The organism is Nocardia aegles, assembly GCF_052545135.1.
This window is the reverse complement of the sequence record NZ_JBQWRI010000003.1, coordinates 528,918-554,172: the sequence shown is the minus strand read 5'-3', so window position 1 is coordinate 554,172 and position 25,255 is coordinate 528,918. Positions and strand designations below refer to the sequence as shown.

The following is a 25,255-nucleotide window of genomic DNA, read 5'->3' as shown; positions in this document are numbered from 1 at the left end:
CCGCGGTGTCGTCGATCGGTCACCACGCCTCCCGGTTGGACGGGTCGAGCGCGGCGGCCTGCGCGATGCGGGCGCCGATGGTGCGCAGGCGCTCGGCGAATTCTTTCCTGCGCCTGGTCAACTCGGCGCGGCGCTGATCGGGCTCGGCGTCGGACCAGGTCGTCAGCAGGCCGTAGTTGTCGGCGAGCTTCAGCGCGCTGGTGAACAACTCGGTGGAGACCGACTCCGGGCTGTGCAACCGCTTCTGCAGCATCATCTGCTTACCGACCGCCACGCATTCGGTGATGAACTCTTTGCGGTCGATCTCGTCGCCCGCGTCCCGGGCGGCCAGCCGTTCGGCCACCACCAACTGCGCGTCGACGAACGAGCGCAGCACGCGGTGGGCCATGGTGAAGCCGGAGGCGGTGAGCTTGTCCAGGATGTCCGAGCCGACGGTGTCGCGGCGGGTGTGGCTGTACCAGTCCGGATCGACCAGCAGCATCTCCGCGACCATCTGATCGGCGAACTCGCCGCGGTCGGGGAAGAAGAACTCGAATTTCAGCAGATCGCGCAGCCGGAAAGCCTCGTCCCAGCCGGCTTGCAGGGCGTCGGCGTCGTCGTTGTCGACCGCGGCCAGGATGGACAGCTCGAGGATCGCGCGGTTGACGAACCAGTGCACCGCGCTGTTGCGGTAGAAGGCGGCCTCCAGATACGCGCCGGACTTGATCGAGTACACCGGCTCGACCCCGCCGCGATACACCGTGACCACCTTGGCCAGCGAAAGCTGTTCCAGCACCACGGCCAGACCCTGTTCGTCGCGCAGCGCGTCGAGTTCGCCGCCCGGCAGCCGGCGCTTGTCGATGTAACCGAGCACCGGGTTGAGCATCGTGCGCACCTCGCCGAGGGTGAGGGCGCGCCCGTCCACCCCCAGCAGCGCCAGGGTGGCCAGTGCGTTGACCGTGATCGGGGTGACGGCGTTGATGCCGACCGCGACTTCGAACGCCAGCCGCTGCACGGCCTTTCGTTCCAGTTCGGTGATCTCCGGCGGCTCACGGTCGCCGACCCCGGCTTCCGTGCGCGGCGCCGGAATCGGCTCCGTATGGTGCAGCGGGATGGTCAGCCGCGGCGCGGTGAGGGGGTCGCCGTGTGCGGCAAGCCGATCGCGCGCCGACAGCGGCTCGCCGAAGCGGACGTACACGTGCCCGGCGGAGTGCTGCTGGCTGCGGATGTAGCGCGCCAGCCAGGTCAGGCCCTCCGGTTTCTTCTTGCCGCCCTCCTGCTCGGTGGCGATGGCGCCGAGTTCGTTGAGCCGCTCGTAGGTGATCGAGACCGGAATCAGCATGACGTCGTCGATGCGGTTGGAACGGACGGCCGCGGCGAGGTAGTTCAGCAGCCCGTAGCGTGGTGGCCGCAACTTGCCGGTGCGGGTGCGCCCGCCTTCGAAATACCACTCCAGGTTGAAGCGCTTGGCCAGCAGATAGGCGAAGTACTCCTCGACGACGGCCTTGTAGACCTCGTCGTCGCCGAAGCTGCGCCGGATGAACACCGTGCCGGTGCGTCGGGCGACCGGGCCCATCGGCCAGAAGCCGAGGTTCGCGCCGCCGATCACATGGTTCGGTGGGAAGTCGTTGCGAGCCAGTACGTCTCCGAGTACGAAGGCGTCGACGTACGAGCGGTGCGAGGGCAGGAACACCAGCGGGAAGCGGCGGTTGAGGTCGCGCAGTCCGGCCAGGCCGGAATCGTCGGAGTCCACGTTCCAGGTCGAGGCGTGCACCGGCCGCATGGCCTGGGTGAACAGGTCGGAGATCAGCCTGCTCTGCGCGGCGACCAGTTCGTTGAGCGCTTTCTCCGCGCGCCGGTACACCTCGTGCGGACTCGCGCCGATCTGGTCGGCGATCAGTTCCAGCCTGCGCAAGAAGTCCGTCGAGTCGAGAATTTCCTCCGCGACCAGCTTGGGCACTTTGTACCGGTCGCCGATGATGGTGCGTTCGGCGCGTTCGAGTGCCACCACCGCCGCGCGCACGATGGCGCGCGCGAACGGCTCGGCGGTGCCCTTGTCGTACAGCGCCGACGCCTCCGGGTGGTTCGCGCGCAGCTCGCTGAGGAAAGCCGGCGCACCGGTCAGCACGACGTACCGGTCCGGTGACTCGGATATCAGCTTGCGTTGCGCCAGCCGATTGGGCTTGCGCGGATTGGTCAGCAGGGCGAAATCGGCGAAGGTGACGCGGCGTACTCCGTCGCGTTCCGGCGGCAGCCACAGCACGCGGATCGGCACCACCAACGGGTCGTCGCGCCTGCCGACCAGCCGTGCGGCGACGGCGCCCGCGTCCAGATCCAGTTGGGTGACCGGCGCGTCGGTACCGAACTCGGCGCTGATCCCGCCGTCGGAAAGCCACTTGCCGACGAGTTCGCGTTCCACTCCCGAAGCGGCGTCGATCAGGGCCACCACCGAGTGTGGTGTGGTCCGGGGCCGGGCTGTCGTGGGTGAATCGCCGCGGTGATCGATCATCGATGTTCTTCCCTCCGCAGGTGACGCTCTCCACTATTCAATCCCGGCGGGTCGGTTCCGCGCAGGCAGTCGGCACCGCGAGTTCGTGCGATGGCACGGATGGCGCGCGATCGCAGCCCGAGGTGGGGGCGGGTGAAAGTGCCTTCGGGATGCGCGTCATCCGGCGCCGAGTGATACCGCGCCGGCCGCAGTGGTCGCGAGCCAGATGAAAAAGGTAATGCTAACCTTACCTTCAAAAGTTAGGCCAGGGTAACCTTTGGAGGATCGTTGTCGACCACGGAACGCCCGCGGGTTGAGTATGTGACCGATCCGGCGGCAGCGATGTCCCGGCTGGCGGGAGCGGATCGGTTCGGCGAGTACGTGATGTACGAGCGCCCGGGGGAATGGGTGTTCGCCGCCGATCCGGTCGGCAGTGTCGAACTGGACGTACGGGAACTGCGCAGCACGCGCGAAGGGAAGACGACGACCAGCCGCTGGGAAGGCAATCCGGCGGCAGTGATCGACCGCGCGCTGGGCGCGCTGCCCGTCGACGGGCGGAATGCCTACGGCTGGATCGGATTCGAGTTCTGCGCGTGGGCACTCGACGCCACGGAGCATCTCGACCCACGCACCGCACTGGCGCACCTGATGGTTCCCCGCATCGAGGTCAGGGTGGGCGAATCCGGCGTACGGATCTCGGGTGCGACGCCGTCGGAGATCGGCGACATCCACGACCTGATCGCGCAGTCGCAGGGCACCGAACTACCGCAGGCGCATCCGGCCGATATCCGCATCGACCCCACCGGCTACCGAAACCGGGTGGCGGAGGCGGTCGGCGAGATCCGGGCCGGGCGTTACCAGAAGGTCATCCTGTCCAGGAAGGTCGAGCTCCCGTTCGCCGTGGACGTACCGGCGACCTATCGGCTCGGGCGCGCGCACAACACTCCGGCACGGTCGTTCCTGCTGCGACTCGGCGGCCTGGAGGCGGCGGGCTTCAGTCCGGAGCTGGTCGCCTCCGTGGACGACGATCGGGTGGTGACCACCGAGCCGCTGGCGGGCACCCGCGCGTTCGGCCGCGGCGCCGCGGCCGACCTCGCCGCCAGGGCCGAGCTGATCACCGACCCGAAAGAGATCGTGGAACACGCCATTTCAGTACAGACCTCGTTCGCGGAGATCGCGGCCGTCGCCGATCCCGGCACCCCCGCGGTATCGGATTTCATGGCTGTGCGGGAGCGCGGCAGTGTGCAACATCTGGCGTCCACGGTGCGCGGTCGGCTCGCCGCGGACCGGTCCAGCTGGGACGCGCTGGAGGTGCTGTTCCCGTCCGTGACCGCTTCGGGAATTCCCAAGCGGGAAGGCGTCGACTCGGTGTTCCGGCTCGATCACGACCCGCGCGGTTTGTACTCCGGTGCGGTGCTGACCGTTTCGCCGACCGGGGCGCTGGAGGCGACCCTCGTGCTGCGCGCGGTGTATCAGACTGCGGACGGGGCGTGGTTGCGCGCGGGCGCGGGCATCGTCGGCCAGTCCCGGCCGGAGCGTGAGTTCGAGGAGACCTGCGAAAAGCTGGGCAGTATCGCGCCCTACGTCGTCAAGGCGTAACGCGTGCGGGCAGCGCACCGCTGGTGCGCTGCCCGTGGCGTGCGTCAGAGCGCGGCGCGCAGCGCCTTCTTGTCGATCTTGCCGACCGCGGTGATCGGCAGCTTGTCGCGGCGGCGCAGCACGTCCGGCAGTTTGTAGGTGGCCAGCCCGCGCGCGGTGAGGAAGGACTTGATCTCGGACAGCGTCGGCATCTCACCGTCGACGACCAGGACGGCACAAACCTTTTCGCCCAGCGCCGTGTCGGCCAGCCCGACGGCGGCGGCGTGCCGGACCGCGGGATGGGCGAGCAGATGTTCCTCGAGTTCGTCGCAGGAGACGTTCTCGCCGCCGCGGTTGATCACATCCTTGATCCGGCCCGACACCACGAGATGACCGCTGGGCAGGCGGCGGACCAGATCTCCGCTGCGATAGAAACCGTCCGGCGTGAACGCGCGCGCGTTGTGCTCGGGCGCGCGATAGTAGCCGCGGATCGTGTACGGCCCCCTGGTCAGCAACTCGCCCTCCGCGCCGGGCGGCACATCGTTGCCGTCGCCGTCCACCACGCGGATCTCGTCGGCGGGCGAGAGCGGCCGGCCCTGGCTGGTGTGCAGCAACTCGGCCGGATCATCCAGTCGGGTGTAGTTGATCAGGCCCTCGGCCATGCCGAACACCTGCTGCAGGGTCGCGCCGAGCGCCGGGGTCACGTCTTTGGCGTTGACCTCGGCCAGTCGTGCGCCGCCCACCTGGAGCAGGCGCAGCGAACTCAAGTCGGCCGCTTCCCATTCGGTGGCCGCGCACCAGAGTTGGGCCAGCGGCGGCACGACGGCGGTGACCGTGACCCGGTGCCGCTCGATCGCGGCGAACGCGCTCTCCGGACTCGGGTCGCCGACGAAGGCGACCGCGCCGCCGACCCCGACGGTGCCGAAGATGCCCGGGCAGGCCAGCGGAAAGTTGTGGGCGGCCGGCAGCGTCGCGAGATAGACGTCCTGCTCGGTGAGCGCGCATACCTCCGCGCCGGCGGTGGCGTTGTAGACGTAATCGTCGTGGGTGCGCGCGATGAGTTTCGGCAGGCCGGTGGTGCCGCCGGAGACCAGCATCAAGGCGATGTCGCCCGGATCGATCTCGGGCAGCTCGCCGCCGTCGCGCGGTACCGAGGCCAGGTCGGTGAACGGCCCTGGATCGCCGAGCACCAAGACGTGGCGCAGCGAGGGCACCGCGGCACGCACGGTCGAGGCCAGGTCGCGGTAGTCGAAATCGCCCGCCCGGTCGGTGGCGATGTAACCGACCGCCTCGGAAAGCCGCGCCAAATGTTCGATTTCGGCCCGGCGGTGCGCGGGCAGGCTCAATACGGGGATGATCCCGGCGCGCAGCAGGCCGAACAACACGGTCAGGAACTCGGGCACATTGGGGAGCTGGACCACCACGCGGTCGCCGGGAGCGATGCCGAGCGCGAGCAGTCCGTAGGCCATCCGGTCCGCAGCGGTGTCGATGTCGGCATAGCTGCGCGAGCCCTCCGCATCGAGCAGCGCGGGGCGCTGGGGATGCCGTCGCGCGCTCGCGCGCAGAAGATCCCCGAGCGGGCGTCCGGCCCAGTAGCCTGCGGCTCGGTAAGCCGCGGCCGTGTGGGCGGGGAAAGGTATGTAGCCGTCGCGATGCGCGGACTCGGTCGGTGTGGAAGTCACGGTCTGCCTCACAATCGAGCAAAAGGTCCCTCATAAGGTTAGGCAACCCTACTTCACTCTGGGTCCGAACTGTCCGATCGCGGATCCGGACTGCGCATCCACGTGCGGCGAGGCACTTCATACCGCCGTGGCGCGCACTCGGCGGGACGGCGTCGTGCGGATCGATTCGGCTGGGGCGGAGTCGACGCGGCGCCCGGTCGGTACGACGCTTTCGGCGTCGGGCGAGTGCCGCCGCGCGGACCGGCTCGGGCGTGTTCGAACCTGCCGCCGGGTGCCGCCTGGCACTAGACTTCCCGTCATGACCAGGTGGGACGCCTCGAACATCCCCGGCCAGAGTGGCCGGAGGTTCATCGTGACAGGGGCCAACAGCGGCCTGGGCGCCGAGACGGTGCGCGCGCTGGCCGCGGCGGGCGGCGAGGTGGTGCTCGCCTGCCGGAACGTGGCCAAAGGCGAGCGGGTGGCCGCCGAACTCGGCGACCGGGCGCAGGTGCGCGAATTGGATCTCGCCGATCTCGGGTCGATCCGCGCGTTCGCCCAGAACGTCGACGGCGCCGATGTGCTCATCAACAACGCGGGCGTGATGGCCGTACCCGAAGGCCGCACCGCTGACGGGTTCGAAAAACAGATCGGCACAAACCATCTCGGTCACTTCGCGCTCACCGGCCTGCTGCTGGACAAGATCTCCGATCGGATCGTCACCGTCTCCAGCGGTGCGCACCAGGTCGGCAAGATCGACCTGGACGATCTCAACTGGGAGCGGCGCAAATACCAGCGGTGGGCCGCCTACGGGCAGGCCAAGCTCGCCAATCTGATGTTCGCTCGTGAACTGCAGCGCAGGTTGACCGCGGCGGGCTCTACGAAACTGTCGGTCGCCGCGCATCCCGGCTACGCCTCCACCGAATTGCAGTCGCACACCGAGTCTTTCCTGGACCGGGTGATGTGGGTCGGTAACCGGCTGCTCGCGCAGAGTGCCGCGATGGGCGCGCTGCCGACGTTGTACGCCGCGACCACCGACGTCCAGCCGGGTGGCTACTACGGGCCCACCGGGCTGGGCGGCATGCGCGGATACCCGGGGCCGTCCGGATCGTCGAAAGCGTCCAGGGATGAGAAGGTGGCCGCCGACTTGTGGGAACTGTCCGAGAAGCTGACCGGGGTCACCTACGACTTCACGAAGTGACTGCCGTCCGCTCGGCGGAGCGTATGTGACGCACGTCTCATAGCTTGTTGTCACACTCCGTCTTTCCGCGTCGTCCTCCTGATGAACCCGCAGGAAACGACAAAGGACGGACATCATGGAACAGCGCTTCGAACTCTTCGCCAACTCGGTCGGCGCCGGCTTCATCAAGCGGCTCACCATGGCGTCCAAGGTGATCGACGATTCCACCCTGGACGCCGCGACCTATGAGTTGGTGAAGATTCGCGCCAGCCAGATCAACGGCTGCGGTTACTGCACCGACATGCACACCAAGGACGCCGCGCACGCGGGCGAGACCTCGGTGCGGCTCAACCTGATCGCCGCCTGGCACGAGGCCACCGTCTTCACCGAGGCCGAGCGCGCCGCGCTGGCGCTCACCGAGGAGGCCACCCGGATCGGCGACGGACGGGTGGTCGGCGATGCGGTCTGGCAGGAGGTGCGCAAGCACTACGACGACGACCAGATCGCAGCCCTCATCGCCGCCATAGCGATGATCAATGCCTGGAACCGGATGAACGTCATCGCCCGCACCCCGGCGGGGAGTTACGTACCTGGCCAGTGGGGCTGAATCCGGATCACCCGTCATCGCCCGCACTCCGGCGGGCGATACCTGCTCAGACCGTGGGGATGAACACGCCGCGCCGAAGGCGTGGCAAATGACACAATTCACCGATCGGTCGCGGGCTGGTACTGTCCCTGACGTGCAGCGCGTGTATTTCTGGTTTAGCAAGCCGGCCCTGGGTGGGCTGGTCTGCGGCAACCGCGTGCGCTGACGAACTTCCACCCCGAGCCGGACGATGGACCGGCTCGACGGGATTCTCGTCCGTGGGTCGGCCCCGAAAAAAGGAAACCCACGACATGACAACCGCAGCCGACGTCGACGCACGGCATTCCGATCTGGATGATCAACGCACTCTCAACGTGAGCCCGCTGCGCTCGCCCGCGGAAGTGCGCCGGGTGCACCCGATCACCGATGCCCTCGCCGACACCGTCCGTGCGGGACGCAAAGCCACTGTCGACGTGCTGAACGGCGCGGACGATCGCTTGATGGTGATCGTCGGCCCGTGCTCCGTGCACGACCCCGCCGCAGCGTTGGATTACGCGCGCCGTCTCGCGGCCAAGGCCGCTGAGCTCGACGATCGGCTGCACGTGGTGATGCGGGTCTACTTCGAGAAGCCGCGCACCACCTTGGGCTGGAAGGGCCTGATCAACGACCCGCACCTGGACGGATCGTTCGATGTCAACACCGGATTGGGTTTCGGCCGCAAGCTGCTGGTCGATATCACCGCCCTCGGTCTTCCGGTGGCCTGTGAGTTCCTGGACCCGATCACGCCGCAGTACATCGCGGATCTGGTGTCCTACGGCGCGATCGGCGCGCGCACCGCGGCCAGCCAGGTGCACCGTCAGCTCAGCAGCGCGCTGTCGATGCCGGTCGGCATCAAGAACGGCACCGACGGCGACGTCCAGGTGGCGGTGGACGGCGTGCGTGCCGCGGCGGCCAGCCACGTGTTCCCCGGCACCGACCTGGACGGCCGTTCCGCGCTCATCCGTACCACGGGCAACCCGGACTGCCATGTGATCCTGCGTGGCGGCAGCAACGGCCCGAACTACGACGCGGTATCGGTGGCCGAGGCGTGCCTGCGGCTGGAGAAGGCGGCGCTGCCGCAGCGGATCGTGGTGGACGCCAGCCACGGCAACAGCAACAAGGACCACAACAAGCAGGTCGACGTGGTCACCGACATCGCGCGGCGGCTGGCGGTGGGCGAGCCGGGTGTCGTCGGTGTCATGTTGGAGAGCTTCTTGGTCGCGGGCCGTCAGGACCTCACCCTCGGTCACGCCGACGAGCTGACCTACGGACAATCCATCACCGACGCCTGCCTGGACTGGGAAACGACTGCGGCACAGCTGGACCGGCTGGCCGACGCGGTGCGGCAGCGTCGCGAGCGCTGATCCCGGCCCCGGTAGCCGAGCGTGCGGGCTCGGGTCCGGACGAAGCGCGAGTTTCGTTCGCCCGGACACGAGCCACTGCCGCGCTGTGCGCTCCGGCGCGATCGGCGGCATGCCCATCACGGTGCTCGGCACCGGGCCGATGGATCATCCGGTTCGCCCGGCACCAGCCGCCGATGCCGGGCGGTTACGAACCGGACCGTAGACTTCCGGTCGATGGTTGCCGCGCTGCTCTCCGACCTGTTCGAGTCACATCGGACGCATCTGCTCTCGGTCGCCTACCGGCTGACGGGCAGCGTCGGCGATGCCGAGGACGCGGTGCAGGAGAGCTGGTTGCGCCTCGCGGGCGCGCACCAGTCCGAGATCGACGATCTGCGGGCGTGGCTGACCACCGTGGTCAGCCGGATCTGCCTGGATCGGCTGCGCAGCGCCGCGGCACGGCGTGAGAGCTACGTAGGCCAGTGGCTGCCGGAGCCCGTCGTCACCGCTCGCACACCGTCGAGTGCTCCCGACCCGTTGGAAGCCGTGGTGCGTAAGCAGGAGTGCCGGTTCGCGGCGCTGATCGTGCTGGACACCCTGACGCCGCCGCAGCGGGTGGCCTTCGTGCTGCACGAGGGGTTGTCGGTACCGTTCGACGAGATCGCCGACATCCTCGGTGTCTCCGCCGATGCGGCGCGACAGCTGGCCGTGCGCGCCCGTAAGGCGGTGGCGCGGACGCCGCAGCCGGTGCCCGATGCCGAGCACGATGCCGCGGTGCAGCGCTTTCTCGTCGCGCTGAGCACAGGTGACGTGGCCGCCGTCGCCGCGGCGCTGCATCCGGACGCGGTGCTGATCGGCGACGCCAACGGAACCACCGCGACCGCGATCAACGTGCTGCGCGGCGCCGATCGCATCGCCCGCTTCTACTCGGGCCTGGTGCGCAAGTACGGGCTCGGGGACGCAGCGCAGGTGTACACGTTCGTCTCGGTGAATGGGCAACTGGGTCTGCGAGTCGCGGCGCGTCCCGCGGTGGAGGGCCGAGGCGGCTATCCCACCCGGATCGTCGGCTTCACGGTTCGGGACGGGCTGGTGTGGGGCACCTATGATCTGGCGAATCCGGCCAAGCTGGGTGGCGTCCGGGTCGGGTTGAGCTGAAACGCGGCTATTTCAATCGTTGGGCAACGATTTGGACCGCTGGACTAGTCTCCGGGTATGCCCTCGCGACATCCGACCGTTGCCCGCCTGCGCCCCTTCGCGTCCACCATCTTCGCCGAGATGACCGAACTCGCCGTCCGGCACGACGCGGTCAACCTGGGCCAGGGGTTCCCGGACACCGACGGGCCCGCGAGCATGCTGGAAATGGCGCGCCGCGCCATCGCCGACGGACTCAACCAGTACCCGCCGGGGCGTGGCATGCCGGTGCTGCGCCGAGCCGTCGCCGACGACCGGGCCCGGCGCTACGGGACCGGCTACGACCCCGATTCGCAGGTGCTGGTGACGGTGGGCGCGACCGAGGCGATCAGCGCGGCCGTGCTCGGCTTGGTCGAACCGGGCGAGGAGGTCGTGCTGATCGAGCCGTATTACGACTCGTATGCCGCTGCCGTGGCCCTGGCCGGCGCTCGACGGCGCACCGCGCGTCTGGTGGCCGACGGAAATCGGTTCGTTCTGGACTTGGACAGCTTGCGGGCGGCCATCACCCCGGCCACCCGGATGCTCATCGTCAACTCGCCGCACAATCCGACCGGCACCGTGCTCGGACGCTCGGACCTGCTGGCGATCGCCGAGATCGCTTGCGAGCACGACATTCTGGTGCTCACCGACGAAGTCTACGAGCACCTGGTCTACGACGGCGCCGAGCACATCAGCCTGGCCACCTTGCCGGGCATGGCCGAGCGGACCATCGTGGTGTCCAGCGCGGCCAAGACCTTCAGCGTCACCGGATGGAAGACCGGGTGGGCCTGCGGGCCCGCCGATCTGATCGACGGCGTGCTCGCGGCCAAACAGTTCCTGACCTTCGTCGCGGGCGGACCGTTCCAGCCCGCCGTCGCGCATGCGATCAACCACGAACTGGAGTGGGTCGGCGGGCTGCGGGAGGCGTTGTCGCAGAAGCGGCGTCGTCTCTCCGCGGCGCTCGCCGACACCGGTATGCGGGTATATCCGAGCGCGGGCGGTTACTTCGTCGTCGCCGACATCACCCCGCTCGGCGCCGCCGACGGTCTGACGTTCTGCCGTGAGTTGCCGAAGCGGCTCGGCGTGGCGGCGGTGCCGGTCATCGCGTTCGCCGACGACCCAGCCGCCTGGAGTCATCTGGTGCGGTTCACCTTCTGCAAGCGGGACGAGACGCTGGACGAAGGGGTCCGCCGATTGGGCCGCGATTGATCCATCGACCTCGACCTGGGTTGTCGAGTTCGGCCGGCATCGCGCACCGCATGGCGACCCGGTACTGCACGGCGACCAGTCTCGGCTGATCGAAGCGGGCGCGCGCGCCTCCCGGCTCAGGCGGGTACGGGGCGGGCGCGATCGGTGGCGAGGAGGGCGGCGATGGTGCCCAGCATCGTGCCGGTGAGGTATCGCTGGGTGCGCAGCCACCGGGGACGGGCCGCGAGGAACGTCGACAGACCGCCCGCCCCGAGGACGATCAGGCCGTTCACGGTGAGCGCCACCGCGATCTGCACCGCGCCCAGGCACAGGCTCTGCAACCACACGTTTCCGTGCTCCGGCGCGACGAACTGGGGGATCAGCGCCATGTACATGATCGCGATCTTCGGATTGAGCAGGTTGGTGACCAGCCCCATGGTGAACAACCGCCGGGTGGGGTCAGCCGACAGTGCCGTGGGCGCGAAGACCGAGCCGCCACCCGGTCGCAGCGCCTGCCAGGCCAGCCACCCCAGATACCCGGCTCCCGCGAGTTTCACCGCCAGATAAAGACCGGGCACCACCGCGAACACCGCCGTGATCCCCGCCGTCGCCGCCGCCAGATACACCCCGAACCCCGCCGCGACCCCCGCCAACGACACCAACCCGGCCCGCCGCCCTTGCGACACCGTCCGCGACACGAGATACATCATGTTCGGCCCCGGCGTGAGCACCATCCCCAACGCCGCCACCGCAACTCCCACCACCGCCGCCATCTCGATCATGCCCCGATCCTCACCCGCCCTACCGCCACTGTCGCGGTCCACTCGACAACCGCTGGACGGGTGGGCAATGGGACAGTCCGAAACCTTCTGGGCCGGGCGGCGGGGATCCGACGGGCGGACGCGGCGTGTGATGAATTCCAGCGAAGGGACGCCGTCCACGGATACCGCGATGGAGGTGGATCGGGCGGCGAGTCGGCGGGACTTGCCCAGGGGGACCGATGACAATGCTGCGCATGGCGGCCACGGTCAGCGGGTTGAGAAATCGGCGGGCGGAGCTATTCGACGGAGTGTCGCCGGGTGCGTCGTTTCGGCGTGACATCGAGGGAATGCGGGCGGTTGCGGTGCTGGCCGTCGTGCTTTTCCATGCGGATGTGCCGGGGCTCGGCGGTGGGTTCGCCGGGGTGGACGTCTTTTTCGTCATTTCCGGGTTTCTCATCACGGGAATGCTGTATCGGGAAGCGGCCGCCACCGGAGCCGTCGGGCTGGTGCGATTCTATGGGGCGCGAGCTCGTCGCCTGCTGCCTGCCGCAGGTGTCGTGCTGGTCGCAACGGCGGTCGCCGCGGCCGTGCTGCTGCCGCCGTTGCAAGCACGTCGAGCGCTCGGCGACGCGATCGCGAGCGCGCTGTACGCCGGGAACTATCGGTTCGCCGTGCAGGGAACCGATTACCTCGCCGCGGATGCGCCGCCCTCACCGTTTCAGCACTTCTGGTCGCTCGGTGTGGAGGAGCAGTTCTATCTGATCTGGCCCGCGCTCGTGATCACGACGACTTGGCTGCTGCGCCGGCGTCGCACCGGTTCGGTCCCGGCGCTGCCGTACCTGATCGTGCTCGCCGTCGTGGCCGCGTTCTCCTTCGGCGTCGCGATGAGCTGGACCTGGACTCTGCCGCCGTGGGCGTTCTTCACGCTGCCCGCACGGGCCTGGGAGCCGGCGGCGGGCGGCATGGTGGCGCTATCGGCCGTTTTCTGGTCCCGGATGCCGGAATGGGTGTCCGCCTGCGCAGGCTGGGCGGGGGCCGGAGCGATCGTCGTCGCGTGCGTTCGGCTCGACGAGAAAATCCCGTACCCCGGCATCGCGGCGCTGCTGCCCGTGCTCGGCGCGGTCCTGGTCATCGCGAGCGGCTGTGCCGCGCCCCGCTTCGGGGTCGGTCGCGTCCTGGCAGTGCCCGAGATGCAGGCCATCGGCAGACTGTCCTACTCCTGGTATCTCTGGCACTGGCCGGTGCTGGTGCTGGCCCCGCATGCGCTCGGCCGCCCCCTCGGGCCGATCGGCGCGCTGGGCGCGGTCGCCATGGCCGGTGGCCTCGCCGTGCTCACCCGGCGGCTGATCGAGAATCCGGTTCGTTTCGCCGCACGCCTGCGCGGTTCGGGCAAGCTCAGCCTGGCCTGCGGTGGTACGAGCACCGCGCTCGTCATCGCTGTGGCGCTCGCGCTGCTCATGGTCGTGCCCGCGCCGGTCGGGCACGGCCCGGCGGCGCGGAGCCTCTCGCTGACAACGCCGGTCGCACCGGCCACTCCCACCGCCGACCCCTACGATGCGGCGATCGACCAGTTGACGGCGCAGACCCAAGCGGCCGTCGCCGCCTCGGCCGAGGTCCGTGACGTCCCGTCGAACCTCACACCCTCGCTGTCGAACGCGGGCGGCGACCGAGCGGAGGTGTTCGACAATGGTTGCTTCCGTTCCTGGCCCGACGTGGGCCAGGCCCCGTGCGCCTCCGGCGATCCGGATTCGGCCACCACGGTGGCGTTGGTCGGCGATTCCCACGCGGCGATGTGGCAACCGGCGTTCGAGAACATGTCTGTCGCGCACCATTGGCGGCTGGAGACCATGGCGAAGGTCACCTGTCCGCTGCTCGATCTGCCCATCACAAGTCCTTATCTGGGGCGGACGTACACCGAATGCGAGCAGTGGCGCGCGCAGATCATGACCCGGCTGCGGCACGAGCGGCCCCGGCTGATCGTGGTGGGCATGTCCCGCCGCTACGGCGGCGACTTCGGCTTCGTGACCTACGACCCGGCCTGGATCGACAGCGTGCATCGCCTGGTCGCCCAGCTGCGCGAGACGGGTGCGGCGGTCCTCGTGCTCGGCGGCGTCCCCGATCCCCATGCCACCGTTCCCGCGTGTGTGGCCGAACACATCGACGACGCCTCGGCATGCGCCCCCACCCGGGCGGTCGCCGTCGACGACGCCGGCATCGCCGCCGAGCGTGCGGCCGCGACGGCGGGCGGCGGACAGTACGCCGACCTGACCTCGCTGTTCTGCACCACCACCCGCTGTCCGGTCATCGTCGGCAACACCCTCGTCTACCGCGATGACAATCACCTCACGAGCGGCTACGCCACGACGCTGGCGCCGGTCATCGGCGCGCTCGCCGAACGCGCGCTCGCGCGTGGCTGAACGTCCGCGGGAAGACATCGCGCCCTTTCCGCGTTGCATCCGGTCGCTGCCATACCCGCGCCCTGCGGGAAGGGCCGGTTAACTGCCGGCTTATCGGAAGGGTCGGGGAGAATGGCGGGGATTCCGACTGAGGAGGGACTGTGAACGACGGTCCGCTGATCGTGCAGAGTGACAAGACGCTGCTGCTGGAGGTCGACCACGAGTTGGCCGATGCCGCGCGGCAGGCGATCGCGCCGTTCGCCGAGTTGGAGCGGGCGCCCGAGCATGTGCACACCTATCGGGTGACGCCGCTGGCGCTGTGGAACGCGCGCGCGGCCGGGCACGATGCCGAGCAGGTGGTGGACGCGCTGGTCAGCTTCTCCCGGTACGCGGTGCCACAGCCGTTGCTGGTCGATGTGGTGGACACCATTGCCCGCTACGGCAGATTGCAGCTGGTGAAGCATCCCGCGCACGGGTTGACGCTGGTCAGCCTGGATCGCGCGGTGCTGGAGGAGGTACTCCGGCACAAGAAGATCGCGCCCATGCTCGGCGCGCGCATCGATGACGACACGGTGGTGGTGCACCCGTCCGAGCGCGGCCGGATCAAGCAGATGCTGCTGAAGATCGGCTGGCCCGCCGAGGACCTCGCGGGTTACGTCGACGGCGAGGCGCACCCGATCGAACTCGACTACGCGACCGATGGCTGGCATCTGCGCGACTACCAGCAGATGGCCGCCGACTCGTTCTGGGCGGGCGGCTCCGGTGTGGTGGTGCTGCCCTGCGGCGCGGGCAAGACGATGGTCGGCGCCGCCGCGATGGCCAAGGCGAAGGCCACCACGTTGATCCTGGTGACCAACACGGTGGCGGGCAGGCAGTGGCGGCGTGAACTGCTCGCCCGCACCTCGCTCACCGAGGACGAGATCGGCGAGTACTCCGGCGAGCGCAAGGAGATCCGCCCGGTCACCATCGCCACCTACCAGGTGATAACCCGGCGCACCAAAGGCGAGTACAAGCACCTGGAACTGTTCGACAGCCGCGACTGGGGGCTGGTCATCTACGACGAGGTGCACCTGCTGCCCGCCCCGGTCTTCCGGATGACCGCCGATCTCCAGTCCCGCCGCAGGCTCGGCCTGACCGCCACGCTGGTGCGTGAGGACGGCCGCGAGGGCGACGTGTTCTCGCTGATCGGCCCGAAGCGCTACGACGCGCCGTGGAAGGACATCGAGGCCCAGGGCTGGATCGCCCCCGCTGACTGCATCGAGGTACGGGTTACGCTGACCGACGCCGAGCGGATGGCCTATGCGACCGCCGAGCCGGAGGAGCGTTACAAGCTGTGCTCCACCGCGCACACCAAGATCGCCGTGGTCGAGTCGATCCTGGCCCAGCACCAGGACGCGCCGAGCCTGGTCATCGGTGCGTACCTGGACCAGCTGGACGAACTCGGCGTCGCGCTCGACGCACCCGTGATCCAGGGGTCGACAAAGACCAAGGAGCGAGAGGAACTGTTCGACGCGTTCCGGCGCGGCGAGATTCCGGTGCTCGTGGTGAGCAAGGTGGCGAACTTTTCGATCGATTTGCCGGAAGCGTCCGTCGCCGTCCAGGTTTCGGGTACCTTCGGCTCACGACAGGAGGAGGCGCAGCGTCTCGGGCGACTTCTGCGTCCGAAACACGACGGCGGGCAGGCACATTTCTACTCGGTCGTCGCGCGCGACACCTTGGACGCCGAATACGCCGCGCACCGTCAGCGCTTTCTCGCCGAACAGGGGTATGCCTACCGCATCACGGATGCCGACGACTTGCTCGGCCCCGCCATCGGATAAGCGGAGGCAATTCCTCCGTAAACTGTGCTAGGAATGAGAGCGTGCGACGCTTCGAATTCGCGGTGGACCGCAAGCACGCCCACGCGGTGAACGAAGTCTTCGCGGACCTTCGCCGGCTGCGCCTGCTGGCGATCGCCGCCGCGGTGGTCGCCGCGGCGGGCACGGCGTTGCTGATCTGGCTGAACCATCCCTGGGCGTATCTGCTCGCGGTCGCCTTCGCGCTCGGTGCGGTGACGGCGCTGTGGGTGGCCCTGTGGACGCCGTGGCATTCCAGCATCGACAAGCTCTACGCGGACGGTGAGCTGGTCCCCGCGGTGGTCTCGGAGACACGCCCTTCCGGTGTCGTGCTGCTCGCATTGGTCGACGTGTCCACGCCGGACACCCGCGACCCGCGCTACGCCCTGGTGACCAGGAAGGTCCGTGACCTGCCCGGTCACCGGGCCAAGGCCGGGGAACGCGTGCCGTCGGTCGCGGTGCGGACCGACCGCGCGCCGCGCCAGGTGGGTCAGCGCTGGCAATCGGTGAGCGCCATGCCGATCGCTTGGGGCACCACCGACGACTCGGTCATCGCCCGTGCCCGCGCCGCGATCAGCGAGGCCGAGTGGCGGCTGCTCACCGACAATCTCCAGCTCGCCGAGAAGGTGCGGCGCACCACCACGAAACGCCTGCTGCTCGACCCGCACCAGCTGCCGGGCGAACTGGGTTCGTGAATCCGGCTGCGTCCGCACGGTTATCGGGTGCGCTGCCGCCTAGACTCGAAGGATGGTTCCAGCGTCCAATCTGCTGGCATTCGTCGCCGCCGCGGTCGTCATCATCGTTGTGCCCGGTCCCGGTGTGCTGTTCACCGTCGGTCGCGCGCTGACGCTCGGCAGGCGCGCGGCCCTGCTCTCGGTGCTCGGGCACGCCATGGGTGTCTACGTGGCCCTGGTCTTGGTCGCGATCGGTCTCGGGGCCTTGCTCACCGCGTCGGCGCTGGCGCTCACCGTGGTCAAGTTCGCGGGCGCGCTGTATCTGATGTATCTCGGAATCCAAGCGGTTCGTCAGCGTTCGGCATTGCGCGAGGCGCTGGGCGCCGCGATCGAACCGGTGCGCAACACGCGCGTGCTGCGTCAGAGCGCGGTCGTCGGGCTCACCAATCCCAAGGCGATCGTGTTCTTCTCCGCGGTGCTGCCGCACTTCGCCGACCCGGCCTCAGGGTCGCTGTCGTGGCAGTTCCTGCTGCTCGGCACGGTCTTCCTGGCCATCGCGCTGGTCTCCGACAGTGCGTGGGCGCTGCTGGCCGCCTCGGCGCGGTCCTGGTTCGCCAGGTCGCCGCGCAGGCTGGAGGCGGTCGGCGGCGCGGGCGGGGTGATGATCTTCGGTGTCGGCGCGTCGGTGGCGCTGACTGGAAGTGGCGACTGAAGCCGCTACCATCCAGCGAAGTCGGTGCGCCGGTACCGGCGAAGGCGGGGTGGAAAGGGGTGGTTGTTCCTATGTGGTTGTCCGGCCGGGTGTGCGCCGCGGTCGCGTGTGTATGCGCTGTGGTGTCCTGGGTGCCCGCGCAGGCGGATCCGCTCCCGGACCCGCTGGTCGGCGCGCCTGGCCTGGGCGATCCGTACTATCCCCTCGACGGCAACGGTGGCTACGACGTCCAGCACTACGACGTCGGCATCGACTACGACCCGACCAGCCGGAAACTGGCAGGCACCACCACCATCACCGCGCACGCCACCCAGGCTCTGCGCGTGTTCAATCTCGATTTCGCGGGACCGGACGTGCGCGAGGTGTCGGTGAACGGGCTGCCCGCCGGTTTCGACCGCAATGGCGAGCATGAGTTGACCGTGACGCCGACGCTGCCGCTGCTGCCCGGTCTGCCGTTCACCGTCACCGTCGACTACGCGGGCCTCGCGGTGAACACCGAAGGCGAGGGGTGGACTTTCGCGCCCAGCGGCGGCGCGTTCGTCGCCGGTGAGCCGCACTCGGCGACGACGTGGTATCCGCTCAACGACACCCCGCTGGACAAGGCCACGTTCAGCCTGAACGCCACCGTTCCCGCGGAGTGGGAGGTGGTCTCCAACGGTGCGCGTATCGAGGACGTGGTGCGCGGCGACAAGCGGACGGTCCGCTGGGCCAACGCCGAGCCGGTGGCCGGCTATTTGACCACGGTCGCGATCGACAAGTTCGAATTCCTCGAGCAGCGCAGGGCCAACGGCACTCCGCTGATCAGCGCGTTCGCCCCGAATGTCGAGCAACGGCAGCGCGAGCTGGAGCAGCGCGTGCCGGAGATCCTCGACTTCGCCGAAAAGCTCTACGGTCCTTACCCGTTCGCGGCCGCGGGCGGCGTTCACCTGGACGCGGACATCGCGTTCTCGCTGGAAACCCAGACGCGGCCGCTCTACGCACCGCAGATCGATCTGCCGACCGTCGTGCACGAGCTCGCGCACCAGTGGTGGGGCGACTGGGTGTCGGTGCGCCGGTGGTCGGACATCTGCCTGAACGAATGCTTCGCCAGTTATACCGCCGACTACCTGTGGCCGGAGCGGATGGACGGCAAGAACGTCGACGACCAGTACCGCGAGACCATTCGCCGGTACCGCGACAGCGAGAAGTTCTGGAACATCCCGTTGGAGAACCCCGGCGCGGGCAAGGAATTCACCTCCGTCTACTACCGCGGCCCGCTGTTCCTGCACGCGCTGCGCAGGCAGATCGGCGACGAGGTGTTCTTCGCGGCCGTTCGGGACTTCCTCGCCGCGCACGCCTACGGCAACGCCTCGATGCCGGAGTTCCGCGCTTTCGTGCAATCCAGGTCGCCCATGGACCTGACCGGTTTCTTCCACGCGTGGCTGAACACCACCGCACCGCCGCCCGAGCAGTACCTGTTCCCCGGCGCTCTGCGCAGCTGACCGGTCAGTCGTTCCCGGCGCGTTGCCGTGCCTTCGCCAGCCTGCGTTCGGCTCGCTCCACCTGACGACGCGTCGCGTGCAGTTCGTCCTCGGCCGATCGCTCGGCCGACTTGCGGAACTGCCGCTGCTGTTCGGCCCGCGCGAGTTCGTCGCGCAGCGTGGCGACGCGTTCCTCGGCCGAGGACAATTCTTCGGTCGCTTCCTCGAGCGCGGCTCGCGCCGAATCCTCCTCGGCGCGGGCGGTTTCGAGCGCAGCCAGGGACTCCGCCAGTTCCCGGCGCGCACTGTCGTCCGGCTGCTGCTCGTCGTGCGGCTGCGGGCGCGCGGCCGCTCGGCCGGAGCGCGCGGCCGGTTCGGGCACCGCGAGCAGCCCCGGTCCACTCGGCCCGAAGCCTTCGTAGTTCGCCGCCGTGACGAGGGTTCCGGCGCGCAGCCGGTCGGCCACCTCCGGGTCGGCGAGTGCCGCCGTCAAGGTCTGGCCGATCTCCCGGACGACGTTCTCGCCGACCGGATGCCCGTGTTCGGCGGCGAGCGCGCCCGCCTTCTCGGCGAGGGCGTTGACCAGTTGCCGGCGCTGCGCGGTCAGGTCGCGCAGCTGTGCGGCCGAGAGTTTCCGCTGTGCGGCGGCCAGCGCCGCGGCCAGCCGCAGCAGGGCGGCCACGTCGTCGGGCGCCGATCTGGACAGCAGGTTCGCCGCCCACGCGGTCAGGGTGGGTTTGCGCAGCTTGCCGATCGCGGCCGCCAGTTGCTTGTCACCCGACTGCTTCGCGGCGGCCACCCGATCGGCACGCGCCGCGACGAACTCCGCGGGCGCCAGCCCGTACAGGTCGCGCGCGACATCATCGACCGCCATACTGCCCAAGCGTAACGACGGGTCTCGGGTGAAGACACCTTCCGCGCACCGGGCCAGCGTCCGATGCGGCCGCTCGAGTGGTGCGGGTATCCTCACCGCGTTCACGAGCCCGTGAACGTGTTCGGTGAGAGAGGTTTTCAGGTGAAGGTTCCAGGAACGAGACTGCTGGCACGGATCGTGCTCGCCGTCGTCGCGGTGGCCGCGGTGGTGGTCACGGTGGCCGGCTGTTCGTTGATCCAGGACGCGGGCAAGTCGGACACCGCCAAGGCCAAGGTCGGCGACTGCATCAACGTCATCCAGGGCTCGGCGGTGGATTCCAAGACCGAACCGGTCGACTGCTCGTCGGACAAGGCCGTGTACAAGGTCGCGCAATCCTACGACAAGAAAACCGACTGCGCCGCCGACTACACCTCCTACGAGGAGACCCTGGGCGGCGGTACCACCGCCTTCCTGTGCCTGGCGCCGAACTTCAAGGAAGGCAGCTGCTACAACGAGAGCGGCACGACCGGATACAAGCACGTCGACTGCGGCTCCTCGGAGGCCACCTTCAAGGTGCTGAAGCGGATCGACGGCAAGGCCGACGAATTGCTGTGCGATCAGGACGCCGACGGTTTCCGCCTCATCGAAACGGACCCCAAGGTCACCTTCTGCACGGCCAAGCCCAAGGGCTGATCATTCCAGCAGGGCGACCGACGCGATCCGGTGCAGCGTGAAGTGCCGGACCGCGCCGGTGACCGGGTCCAGCGCGTCCAGCTGGCCATTGCCCACCTTCAACGGCTCTACCACCCGCTGGGTGGCGACCCCTTGGGCGTCGACGTAGCCGATATTCACCGACCGCCGCACCCGCGCCGCGAGCTGCAGCAGGGCGAGGGTTGCGGCGGTATTGGTCCGGGTGCCGTCCGTGCGCACCGCTTGACCGGACCGCACACTGGCGGCGCGTTCGCCCGCACGCAGTTCGGTGACGAGCAGCTCGAGCTGTTCGGTGCTGGGCGGTGTCGGCCGATACGGCTGCCGCGCGGCGGGCCGCACCGAGATCCGCGCACCCCGCGGCCGCAGATCGACGATCGCGCCGGTCGAGTCCTCACCGGCGGGCGCGAAGCCGGCCGCGCGCAGTTGTTCGAGCAGTTCGCCCAGCGGCGCTTGGGCGATGGCGACGGTAGGCGCGATGGATCGCAGCGCCAGCGCGCTCGCCACCGGCGCGGACAGCACTTGGGCCAGTAGCGCCGGGTCGTCGCTGCGGATGAACGACTGCGCCATGCCCGCGCGCAACTGGCCGTGGCGCCGGGCCACGTCATCGATCAGGTACGTCAGCGCCTGCGGGATCGGCGTGCGGGAATGCGCGGCGAACAGCGCGTGCAGCTCGGCCGCCGTCAGCCCGGCGTCCAACGCGCGCCGCACCGAGGATTCCCCGATCCGGTACACCGTTGCGGCGCCCGCGGATTCGACGTCGGCGACGAGAGCGACCCGACGCTGGAGGTCGGAGGTCAACGGACCGGGTGCGATCACCGTGAGGTCCGCTTGCACCAGCACGTGGTCCACCGGCTCCGGCAGCGCCGCCTCCATCTCGGCCTCGGCGTCGGCCACACTGGTGGACGCCGCGTGCAGCAGCGCCCGCGCTGCCGAGCCGAGCGCGCCGCGGCCGATCAACCCGAGTGCCGCCGCCTCGGCCAGCGTCTGTTCGACCACCTCCGGACGGAAGTTCCTGCGCCTGCGTGGCTGCCGCCAGGCCAGCACCCTGCCGATATCGGCCGGGGCCAGCGCCGTGCCGGAGGGGTATTCCGCGAGCAGGCCGAGGATCGCGCGCCGGTCGCGCGGCGCGGTCGGGGTGCGCAGTTCCAGCGACAACGAGGCCAGCGGCTTGTCGTTGGCGTCGCGCATGCCGATCATCCACGGCATTCGATCCAATTCGAGCCAGGTGAGTCCGAGGGTGGCCCAGCGCCGTGCGAGTGGCGCTTCGAGCCAGGCATCCACCAGCGGTGTCGGCGCCCAGAAGTCGTCGGTCGTCTCGAAGTCCGGCGGCGGGTCCGGCAAACCCTTCTCGAGCAATTTGGCCGCCGCCAGCAACTCGACCAGCAATCCCGCCCGCGGCTCGTCGACACCGGTCTGCTTGGCGATGCGGCGCAGCTCACGCACACCCAGGCCGCCTGCGCGCAGGGCGGGAGCCGGGGCTTGGCCGAGCACCTCGAGCACGGCCGCGCAGTGTCGCAGCAGCTCGCCGACCTCGCCCGCCGCGACCGCGTTCACGTCGGCCGGCGTGTGTTTCGCGGTCTCCGGTTGCGGCGGCGTCAGAGCGTGCGGGTGCGTGACCGGCTCCCGCCGCAGCACCTGGCCGACGGTGACGGGAAGCTCGACGGTCTCGTCGTCGATCCAGTGCAGCAGCCTGCGCGCCAGCAGTCGCTGGATCGGCCGGTCGGCCGCGGTGCCCGGTGCGGCGTCCTTGGTGCGGCCACGCGGCCCCGTCGCGGCCAGCTTGTCCAACAGGGACCTTTCGGCGGGCGACAGCTCGGGAAGCGCCGCGACCACCTCGGGCTCGGTGAGCGCGTCGGGGATCTCGGTCGCGGTGCCCATCGGCCACGGCAATGCTTCGGCGGCCGCCGGAATCAAGTGCAGTCCCTGCTCGGCGTCGATCCAGATCAGCGCGCGAGCGGTCAGCCGCTCCAACGCCTCGTCGATCGCGCAGGCGGGGACCCGTTCGCTCAATTGCACATGCAACTCGGCGCGGCGCAGCGGGCCGCCCTCGGTGCTCGTCACCCCGTGCATCGCAAGGGTTTCCACAATGGCGAATTCGAGGGTGTTCAAGTCCTCCGTGGCGCGCAGCACCGACGCGCGCTGTTCGACGCGGGCGGCGAGCACGGCCATGGCGGAAGGCAGCGGTACGGCCAGGTCGGGCCGAAGCTGCAACAGCGTCACGAGCTGGGCATCACTGCGGGCACCGAGCCATCCGGCAAGGGAGTCGGTCGCGGTCATCCGATCCAGCCTACGATGCCGGGCGATCGCCCGCCGACGTCCAGCGGTACGGGCTGCGGCGCATCCGAGGCAACCGGCCGGGCTAGCATGGGGCCGTGGTGAACAAATCGAAGAAATCCTATGTCGACAACGGCTGGCCGAAGGTCGCCGACGGTGACCACGCGGTCACCGAGCTCTCTTCGGCCCGCTCCGGTGGTCTCTCGCCTTACGGTGAGGACACCGAGTTCCCGGTCCCGGCTGAGCAGTTGCCCTACATGCACCCGAACACGGTGATCAACCGCTGAGCGCGCGACCAGAACGTTCTCGGCTACGGAGAAGGGCCCCGCATCCACGTTGATGCGGGGCCCTTCTTGCGGAAGCGTTCGGGTCAGGAGGGGAGCAGACCCTTGTTCGCCTCGTAGAAGTTCACGATCGCGGGGTCGAGGGTGACTCCGCTGGACTTGGCGGCGTTGAAGAAGTCGAGAGCTTCCTTGGGTACCTGGACGCCCTGGCTCTGCACGACCTCGAGAGCGCGGTCGACAGCCGAGAAGATCTGCTGGGTGTCCGTAGGCGCGGCCTGAGCGGCTTGTGGCGCCGGGTTCCAGCGCGGGGTTTCGGCCGTGGCGGGCGCGGAGCGCTGGCTGGGTGCGCTGCTCAGGCCCAGCTTCGAGGAGCAGGAGGGCCACGCGCCCCAGCCCTGCGAGGCGAGCACCTTCTCGGCGACCGCGATCTGCTGTTCACGGGTGGCCTGGTTGGCGCTGGCGGCGTATTCCTGGCCGCCGTGGGCGCGCCAGGTGCTCGGCGAGAACTGCAGCCCGCCCTGGAAACCGTTGCCGGTGTTGATGCCCCAGTTGCCGCCGGCCTCGCACTGAGCGAGTTGATCCCAGTCGGAGTCGGGTGCCGCGCTGGCGTTGCCTGCGAAGGCCACACCGGCGGTACCGATGATGGCCCCGGTCACGGCAACCTTGGCTACCGTACGTCCGGTCGAGCTCGGCTTGCGATGGCGTCCACTCATATCGGGTTCGTCTTCCTCTCGACGCACCTGCGACGTCTTCGGTTCTGGTTCGGACTGAGAGGTCGTCCGTTCCGCCCTCGCCCCTACGTTTCCGTCGGGGGTCCGGTACCCGCGGGGCGAGGCTCGGTGCGGCGGGCCGGTGGTCGCCGGGGGTTGCCCCGGCTGGATAAGACCGTACGACGAACCTCGAGAAAAATCACTATTTGGTAACCGGTGTGTACCAGCGGGTCTCGATGCGATATCGGCCTGGGAGGAAGCTTTCGCGCAGCTAGAGGAGTTGCGGTCGGCTCGGCCGCTGGTCGTCACCACTCCGTGACCTAGTCGTAATGTGACGAGGATCACATCCCTGGGTGGCTGGTTATCGCGACGGGTAACCGGTCCCGGGCTGGATCGAGGTGAGCCGTCCGGTTCAGCGCGACCGGCGGCCCGAGCGCAACGCGAACACCAGTGCGAGCACGAACCCCAGCGGCGCGAGCATCGCTCCGAAATAGAGCCACAGCCCCGGCTCGCCGTCGGTCAGCAAAGGGATCGCGAAAATGGCGACGATGGCCAGCAATCCCAGCGCGAACACGGCGAGCGCTAGCTGGAGCAACCAGTCGCCACGCCGCCGGGGGGCGCCGCCGGATGGGGTCGGAGCGGAAGGATTCGTCACGGCTCGACGGTAAAACTGATGTGCTTGCGTTATTCGCACCGGGGTAGACTCGACAGGAATCGCGTCCTGCAATCCTGCTGGGCGCGTTCTTTTCGCACAGGAAAGAAGCCGGTCCGCGACCGGCTCGATAGACGGATGTGCTCGGGCCGTAGGGGTCCGAGTTTTCGAATGACGAACGGGTGAGCGCAGTGCCGACCGGCAGGGTGAAGTGGTACGACGTCGAAAAGGGCTTCGGCTTCCTTTCCCAGGACGAGGGTGAGGACGTCTACGTGCGCTCGTCCGCGCTGCCCCAGGGCGTCGAGGGCCTCAAGCCCGGCCAGCGCGTCGAATTCGGCATGGCCGCGGGCCGTCGCGGCCCCCAGGCGCTGAGCCTCAAGCTGCTCGAGGCGCCGCCCTCGGTCCGGCAGGGCCAGGAACGCAACGCGCGCAAGGAGCCTGTCGCGCGCAAGCATACGCCGGACGAGCTGCACGGCATGGTCGAGGACATGATCACCTTGCTCGAGGCGAAGGTGCAGCCGGACCTGCGCAAGGGCAAGTACCCGGACCGCAAGACGGCGCAACGCATCTCGGAGGTCGTCCGCGCGGTCGCGCGCGAACTGGACCGTTGATTCGGACGGCCGTCGGGGTGGACGCCGTTGTCCGGTCGGTCTTCCGGGTACGAACGGCGCTCGCGAGTGCGGCTGCCGGACTTCCGACGCCCATCACTCGTAGGCCGTCCACCGGT

Annotated in this window: 21 protein-coding genes; 14 read left to right on the top strand and 7 right to left on the bottom strand. The window is 69.0% G+C overall.

Features of this window, described 5'->3' with window-relative positions; all coding sequences use genetic code 11:
• Positions 1 to 19: 19 nt before the first annotated feature.
• Positions 20 to 2,488 carry a glycerol-3-phosphate 1-O-acyltransferase gene (locus ACT89H_RS12390; protein WP_445108701.1) on the bottom strand — a complete coding sequence of 823 codons (2,469 nt, stop codon included), beginning with the start codon at positions 2,486 to 2,488 and terminating at the stop codon, positions 20 to 22.
• 267 nt (positions 2,489 to 2,755) lie between these two features.
• Between ACT89H_RS12390 and nbtS the strand changes: the two genes are divergently transcribed.
• Positions 2,756 to 4,066: a nocobactin biosynthesis salicylate synthase NbtS gene (nbtS, locus tag ACT89H_RS12385; RefSeq protein ID WP_445108700.1), complete on the top strand. Its 1,311-nt coding sequence runs from the start codon at positions 2,756 to 2,758 to the stop codon at positions 4,064 to 4,066.
• Positions 4,067 to 4,110: 44 nt separating this feature from the next.
• Here nbtS and ACT89H_RS12380 read toward each other — a convergent pair whose 3' ends face one another.
• Positions 4,111 to 5,727, bottom strand: coding sequence for a (2,3-dihydroxybenzoyl)adenylate synthase (locus tag ACT89H_RS12380; RefSeq protein ID WP_445108699.1), 1,617 nt, complete (start codon positions 5,725 to 5,727; stop codon positions 4,111 to 4,113).
• 298 nt (positions 5,728 to 6,025) lie between these two features.
• Here ACT89H_RS12380 and ACT89H_RS12375 point away from each other — a divergent pair, with 298 nt between their 5' ends.
• From ACT89H_RS12375 to ACT89H_RS12355, 5 genes are all read left to right on the top strand, one after another.
• On the top strand, positions 6,026 to 6,904 hold the full coding sequence (locus ACT89H_RS12375; RefSeq protein ID WP_445108698.1) for an oxidoreductase: 879 nt from the start codon (positions 6,026 to 6,028) through the stop codon (positions 6,902 to 6,904).
• A 115-nt stretch (positions 6,905 to 7,019) separates the two neighbouring features.
• Positions 7,020 to 7,490, top strand: a complete 471-nt coding sequence (locus tag ACT89H_RS12370; protein ID WP_445108697.1) for a carboxymuconolactone decarboxylase family protein — start codon at positions 7,020 to 7,022, stop codon at positions 7,488 to 7,490.
• A gap of 290 nt (positions 7,491 to 7,780) precedes the next feature.
• Positions 7,781 to 8,872, top strand: a complete 1,092-nt coding sequence (locus tag ACT89H_RS12365; protein WP_445108696.1) for a 3-deoxy-7-phosphoheptulonate synthase — start codon at positions 7,781 to 7,783, stop codon at positions 8,870 to 8,872.
• A gap of 213 nt (positions 8,873 to 9,085) precedes the next feature.
• Complete coding sequence (locus ACT89H_RS12360) at positions 9,086 to 10,003, top strand: sigma-70 family RNA polymerase sigma factor (RefSeq protein ID WP_445108695.1); 918 nt, start codon at positions 9,086 to 9,088, stop codon at positions 10,001 to 10,003.
• Between the two features lie 57 nt (positions 10,004 to 10,060).
• On the top strand, positions 10,061 to 11,227 hold the full coding sequence (locus ACT89H_RS12355; protein WP_445108694.1) for a pyridoxal phosphate-dependent aminotransferase: 1,167 nt from the start codon (positions 10,061 to 10,063) through the stop codon (positions 11,225 to 11,227).
• A gap of 116 nt (positions 11,228 to 11,343) precedes the next feature.
• Here ACT89H_RS12355 and ACT89H_RS12350 read toward each other — a convergent pair whose 3' ends face one another.
• Positions 11,344 to 11,988, bottom strand: coding sequence for a LysE family translocator (locus tag ACT89H_RS12350; protein WP_445108693.1), 645 nt, complete (start codon positions 11,986 to 11,988; stop codon positions 11,344 to 11,346).
• A gap of 233 nt (positions 11,989 to 12,221) precedes the next feature.
• On the opposite strand from ACT89H_RS12350, the gene ACT89H_RS12345 reads away from it, so the two are divergent.
• The 5 genes from ACT89H_RS12345 to ACT89H_RS12325 all read left to right on the top strand — a co-directional run bounded on the left by ACT89H_RS12345 (position 12,222) and on the right by ACT89H_RS12325 (position 19,065).
• Entirely contained in the window at positions 12,222 to 14,384 is a 2,163-nt protein-coding gene (locus ACT89H_RS12345) for an acyltransferase family protein (RefSeq protein WP_445108903.1), read from the top strand.
• A gap of 140 nt (positions 14,385 to 14,524) precedes the next feature.
• A complete protein-coding gene (locus ACT89H_RS12340) occupies positions 14,525 to 16,183 on the top strand; it encodes a DNA repair helicase XPB (protein WP_445108692.1) in 1,659 nt (552 codons plus the stop codon).
• A gap of 41 nt (positions 16,184 to 16,224) precedes the next feature.
• Entirely contained in the window at positions 16,225 to 16,893 is a 669-nt protein-coding gene (locus tag ACT89H_RS12335) for a DUF3239 domain-containing protein (RefSeq protein ID WP_445108691.1), read from the top strand.
• A gap of 52 nt (positions 16,894 to 16,945) precedes the next feature.
• Complete coding sequence (locus tag ACT89H_RS12330) at positions 16,946 to 17,584, top strand: LysE family translocator (RefSeq protein ID WP_445108690.1); 639 nt, start codon at positions 16,946 to 16,948, stop codon at positions 17,582 to 17,584.
• 59 nt (positions 17,585 to 17,643) lie between these two features.
• Entirely contained in the window at positions 17,644 to 19,065 is a 1,422-nt protein-coding gene (locus ACT89H_RS12325; protein WP_445108689.1) for a M1 family metallopeptidase, read from the top strand.
• 4 nt (positions 19,066 to 19,069) lie between these two features.
• Here the strand turns inward: ACT89H_RS12325 and ACT89H_RS12320 are convergent, their stop codons facing one another.
• Positions 19,070 to 19,918 carry a hypothetical protein gene (locus ACT89H_RS12320; protein ID WP_445108688.1) on the bottom strand — a complete coding sequence of 283 codons (849 nt, stop codon included), beginning with the start codon at positions 19,916 to 19,918 and terminating at the stop codon, positions 19,070 to 19,072.
• Positions 19,919 to 20,059: 141 nt separating this feature from the next.
• Here ACT89H_RS12320 and ACT89H_RS12315 point away from each other — a divergent pair, with 141 nt between their 5' ends.
• Complete coding sequence (locus ACT89H_RS12315; RefSeq protein WP_445108687.1) at positions 20,060 to 20,590, top strand: LppU/SCO3897 family protein; 531 nt, start codon at positions 20,060 to 20,062, stop codon at positions 20,588 to 20,590.
• Here the strand turns inward: ACT89H_RS12315 and ACT89H_RS12310 are convergent, their stop codons facing one another.
• Positions 20,591 to 22,885 (bottom strand): helicase-associated domain-containing protein, encoded by a 2,295-nt coding sequence (locus ACT89H_RS12310; RefSeq protein ID WP_445108686.1) that lies wholly within the window; start codon positions 22,883 to 22,885, stop codon positions 20,591 to 20,593.
• A gap of 95 nt (positions 22,886 to 22,980) precedes the next feature.
• On the opposite strand from ACT89H_RS12310, the gene ACT89H_RS12305 reads away from it, so the two are divergent.
• Complete coding sequence (locus ACT89H_RS12305) at positions 22,981 to 23,169, top strand: hypothetical protein (RefSeq protein WP_039795086.1); 189 nt, start codon at positions 22,981 to 22,983, stop codon at positions 23,167 to 23,169.
• A gap of 83 nt (positions 23,170 to 23,252) precedes the next feature.
• On the opposite strand, the gene ACT89H_RS12300 is transcribed toward ACT89H_RS12305, so the two are convergent.
• The gene (locus tag ACT89H_RS12300) at positions 23,253 to 23,879 is read right to left on the bottom strand and encodes a resuscitation-promoting factor Rpf1 domain-containing protein (RefSeq protein WP_445108685.1); all 627 of its coding nucleotides are present in this window, start codon (positions 23,877 to 23,879) and stop codon (positions 23,253 to 23,255) included.
• Positions 23,880 to 24,288: 409 nt separating this feature from the next.
• Positions 24,289 to 24,531 (bottom strand): hypothetical protein, encoded by a 243-nt coding sequence (locus tag ACT89H_RS12295; protein WP_445108684.1) that lies wholly within the window; start codon positions 24,529 to 24,531, stop codon positions 24,289 to 24,291.
• Positions 24,532 to 24,719: 188 nt separating this feature from the next.
• Between ACT89H_RS12295 and ACT89H_RS12290 the strand changes: the two genes are divergently transcribed.
• The gene (locus tag ACT89H_RS12290) at positions 24,720 to 25,139 is read left to right on the top strand and encodes a cold-shock protein (protein WP_445108902.1); all 420 of its coding nucleotides are present in this window, start codon (positions 24,720 to 24,722) and stop codon (positions 25,137 to 25,139) included.
• The last annotated feature ends 116 nt before the right edge of the window (positions 25,140 to 25,255 follow it).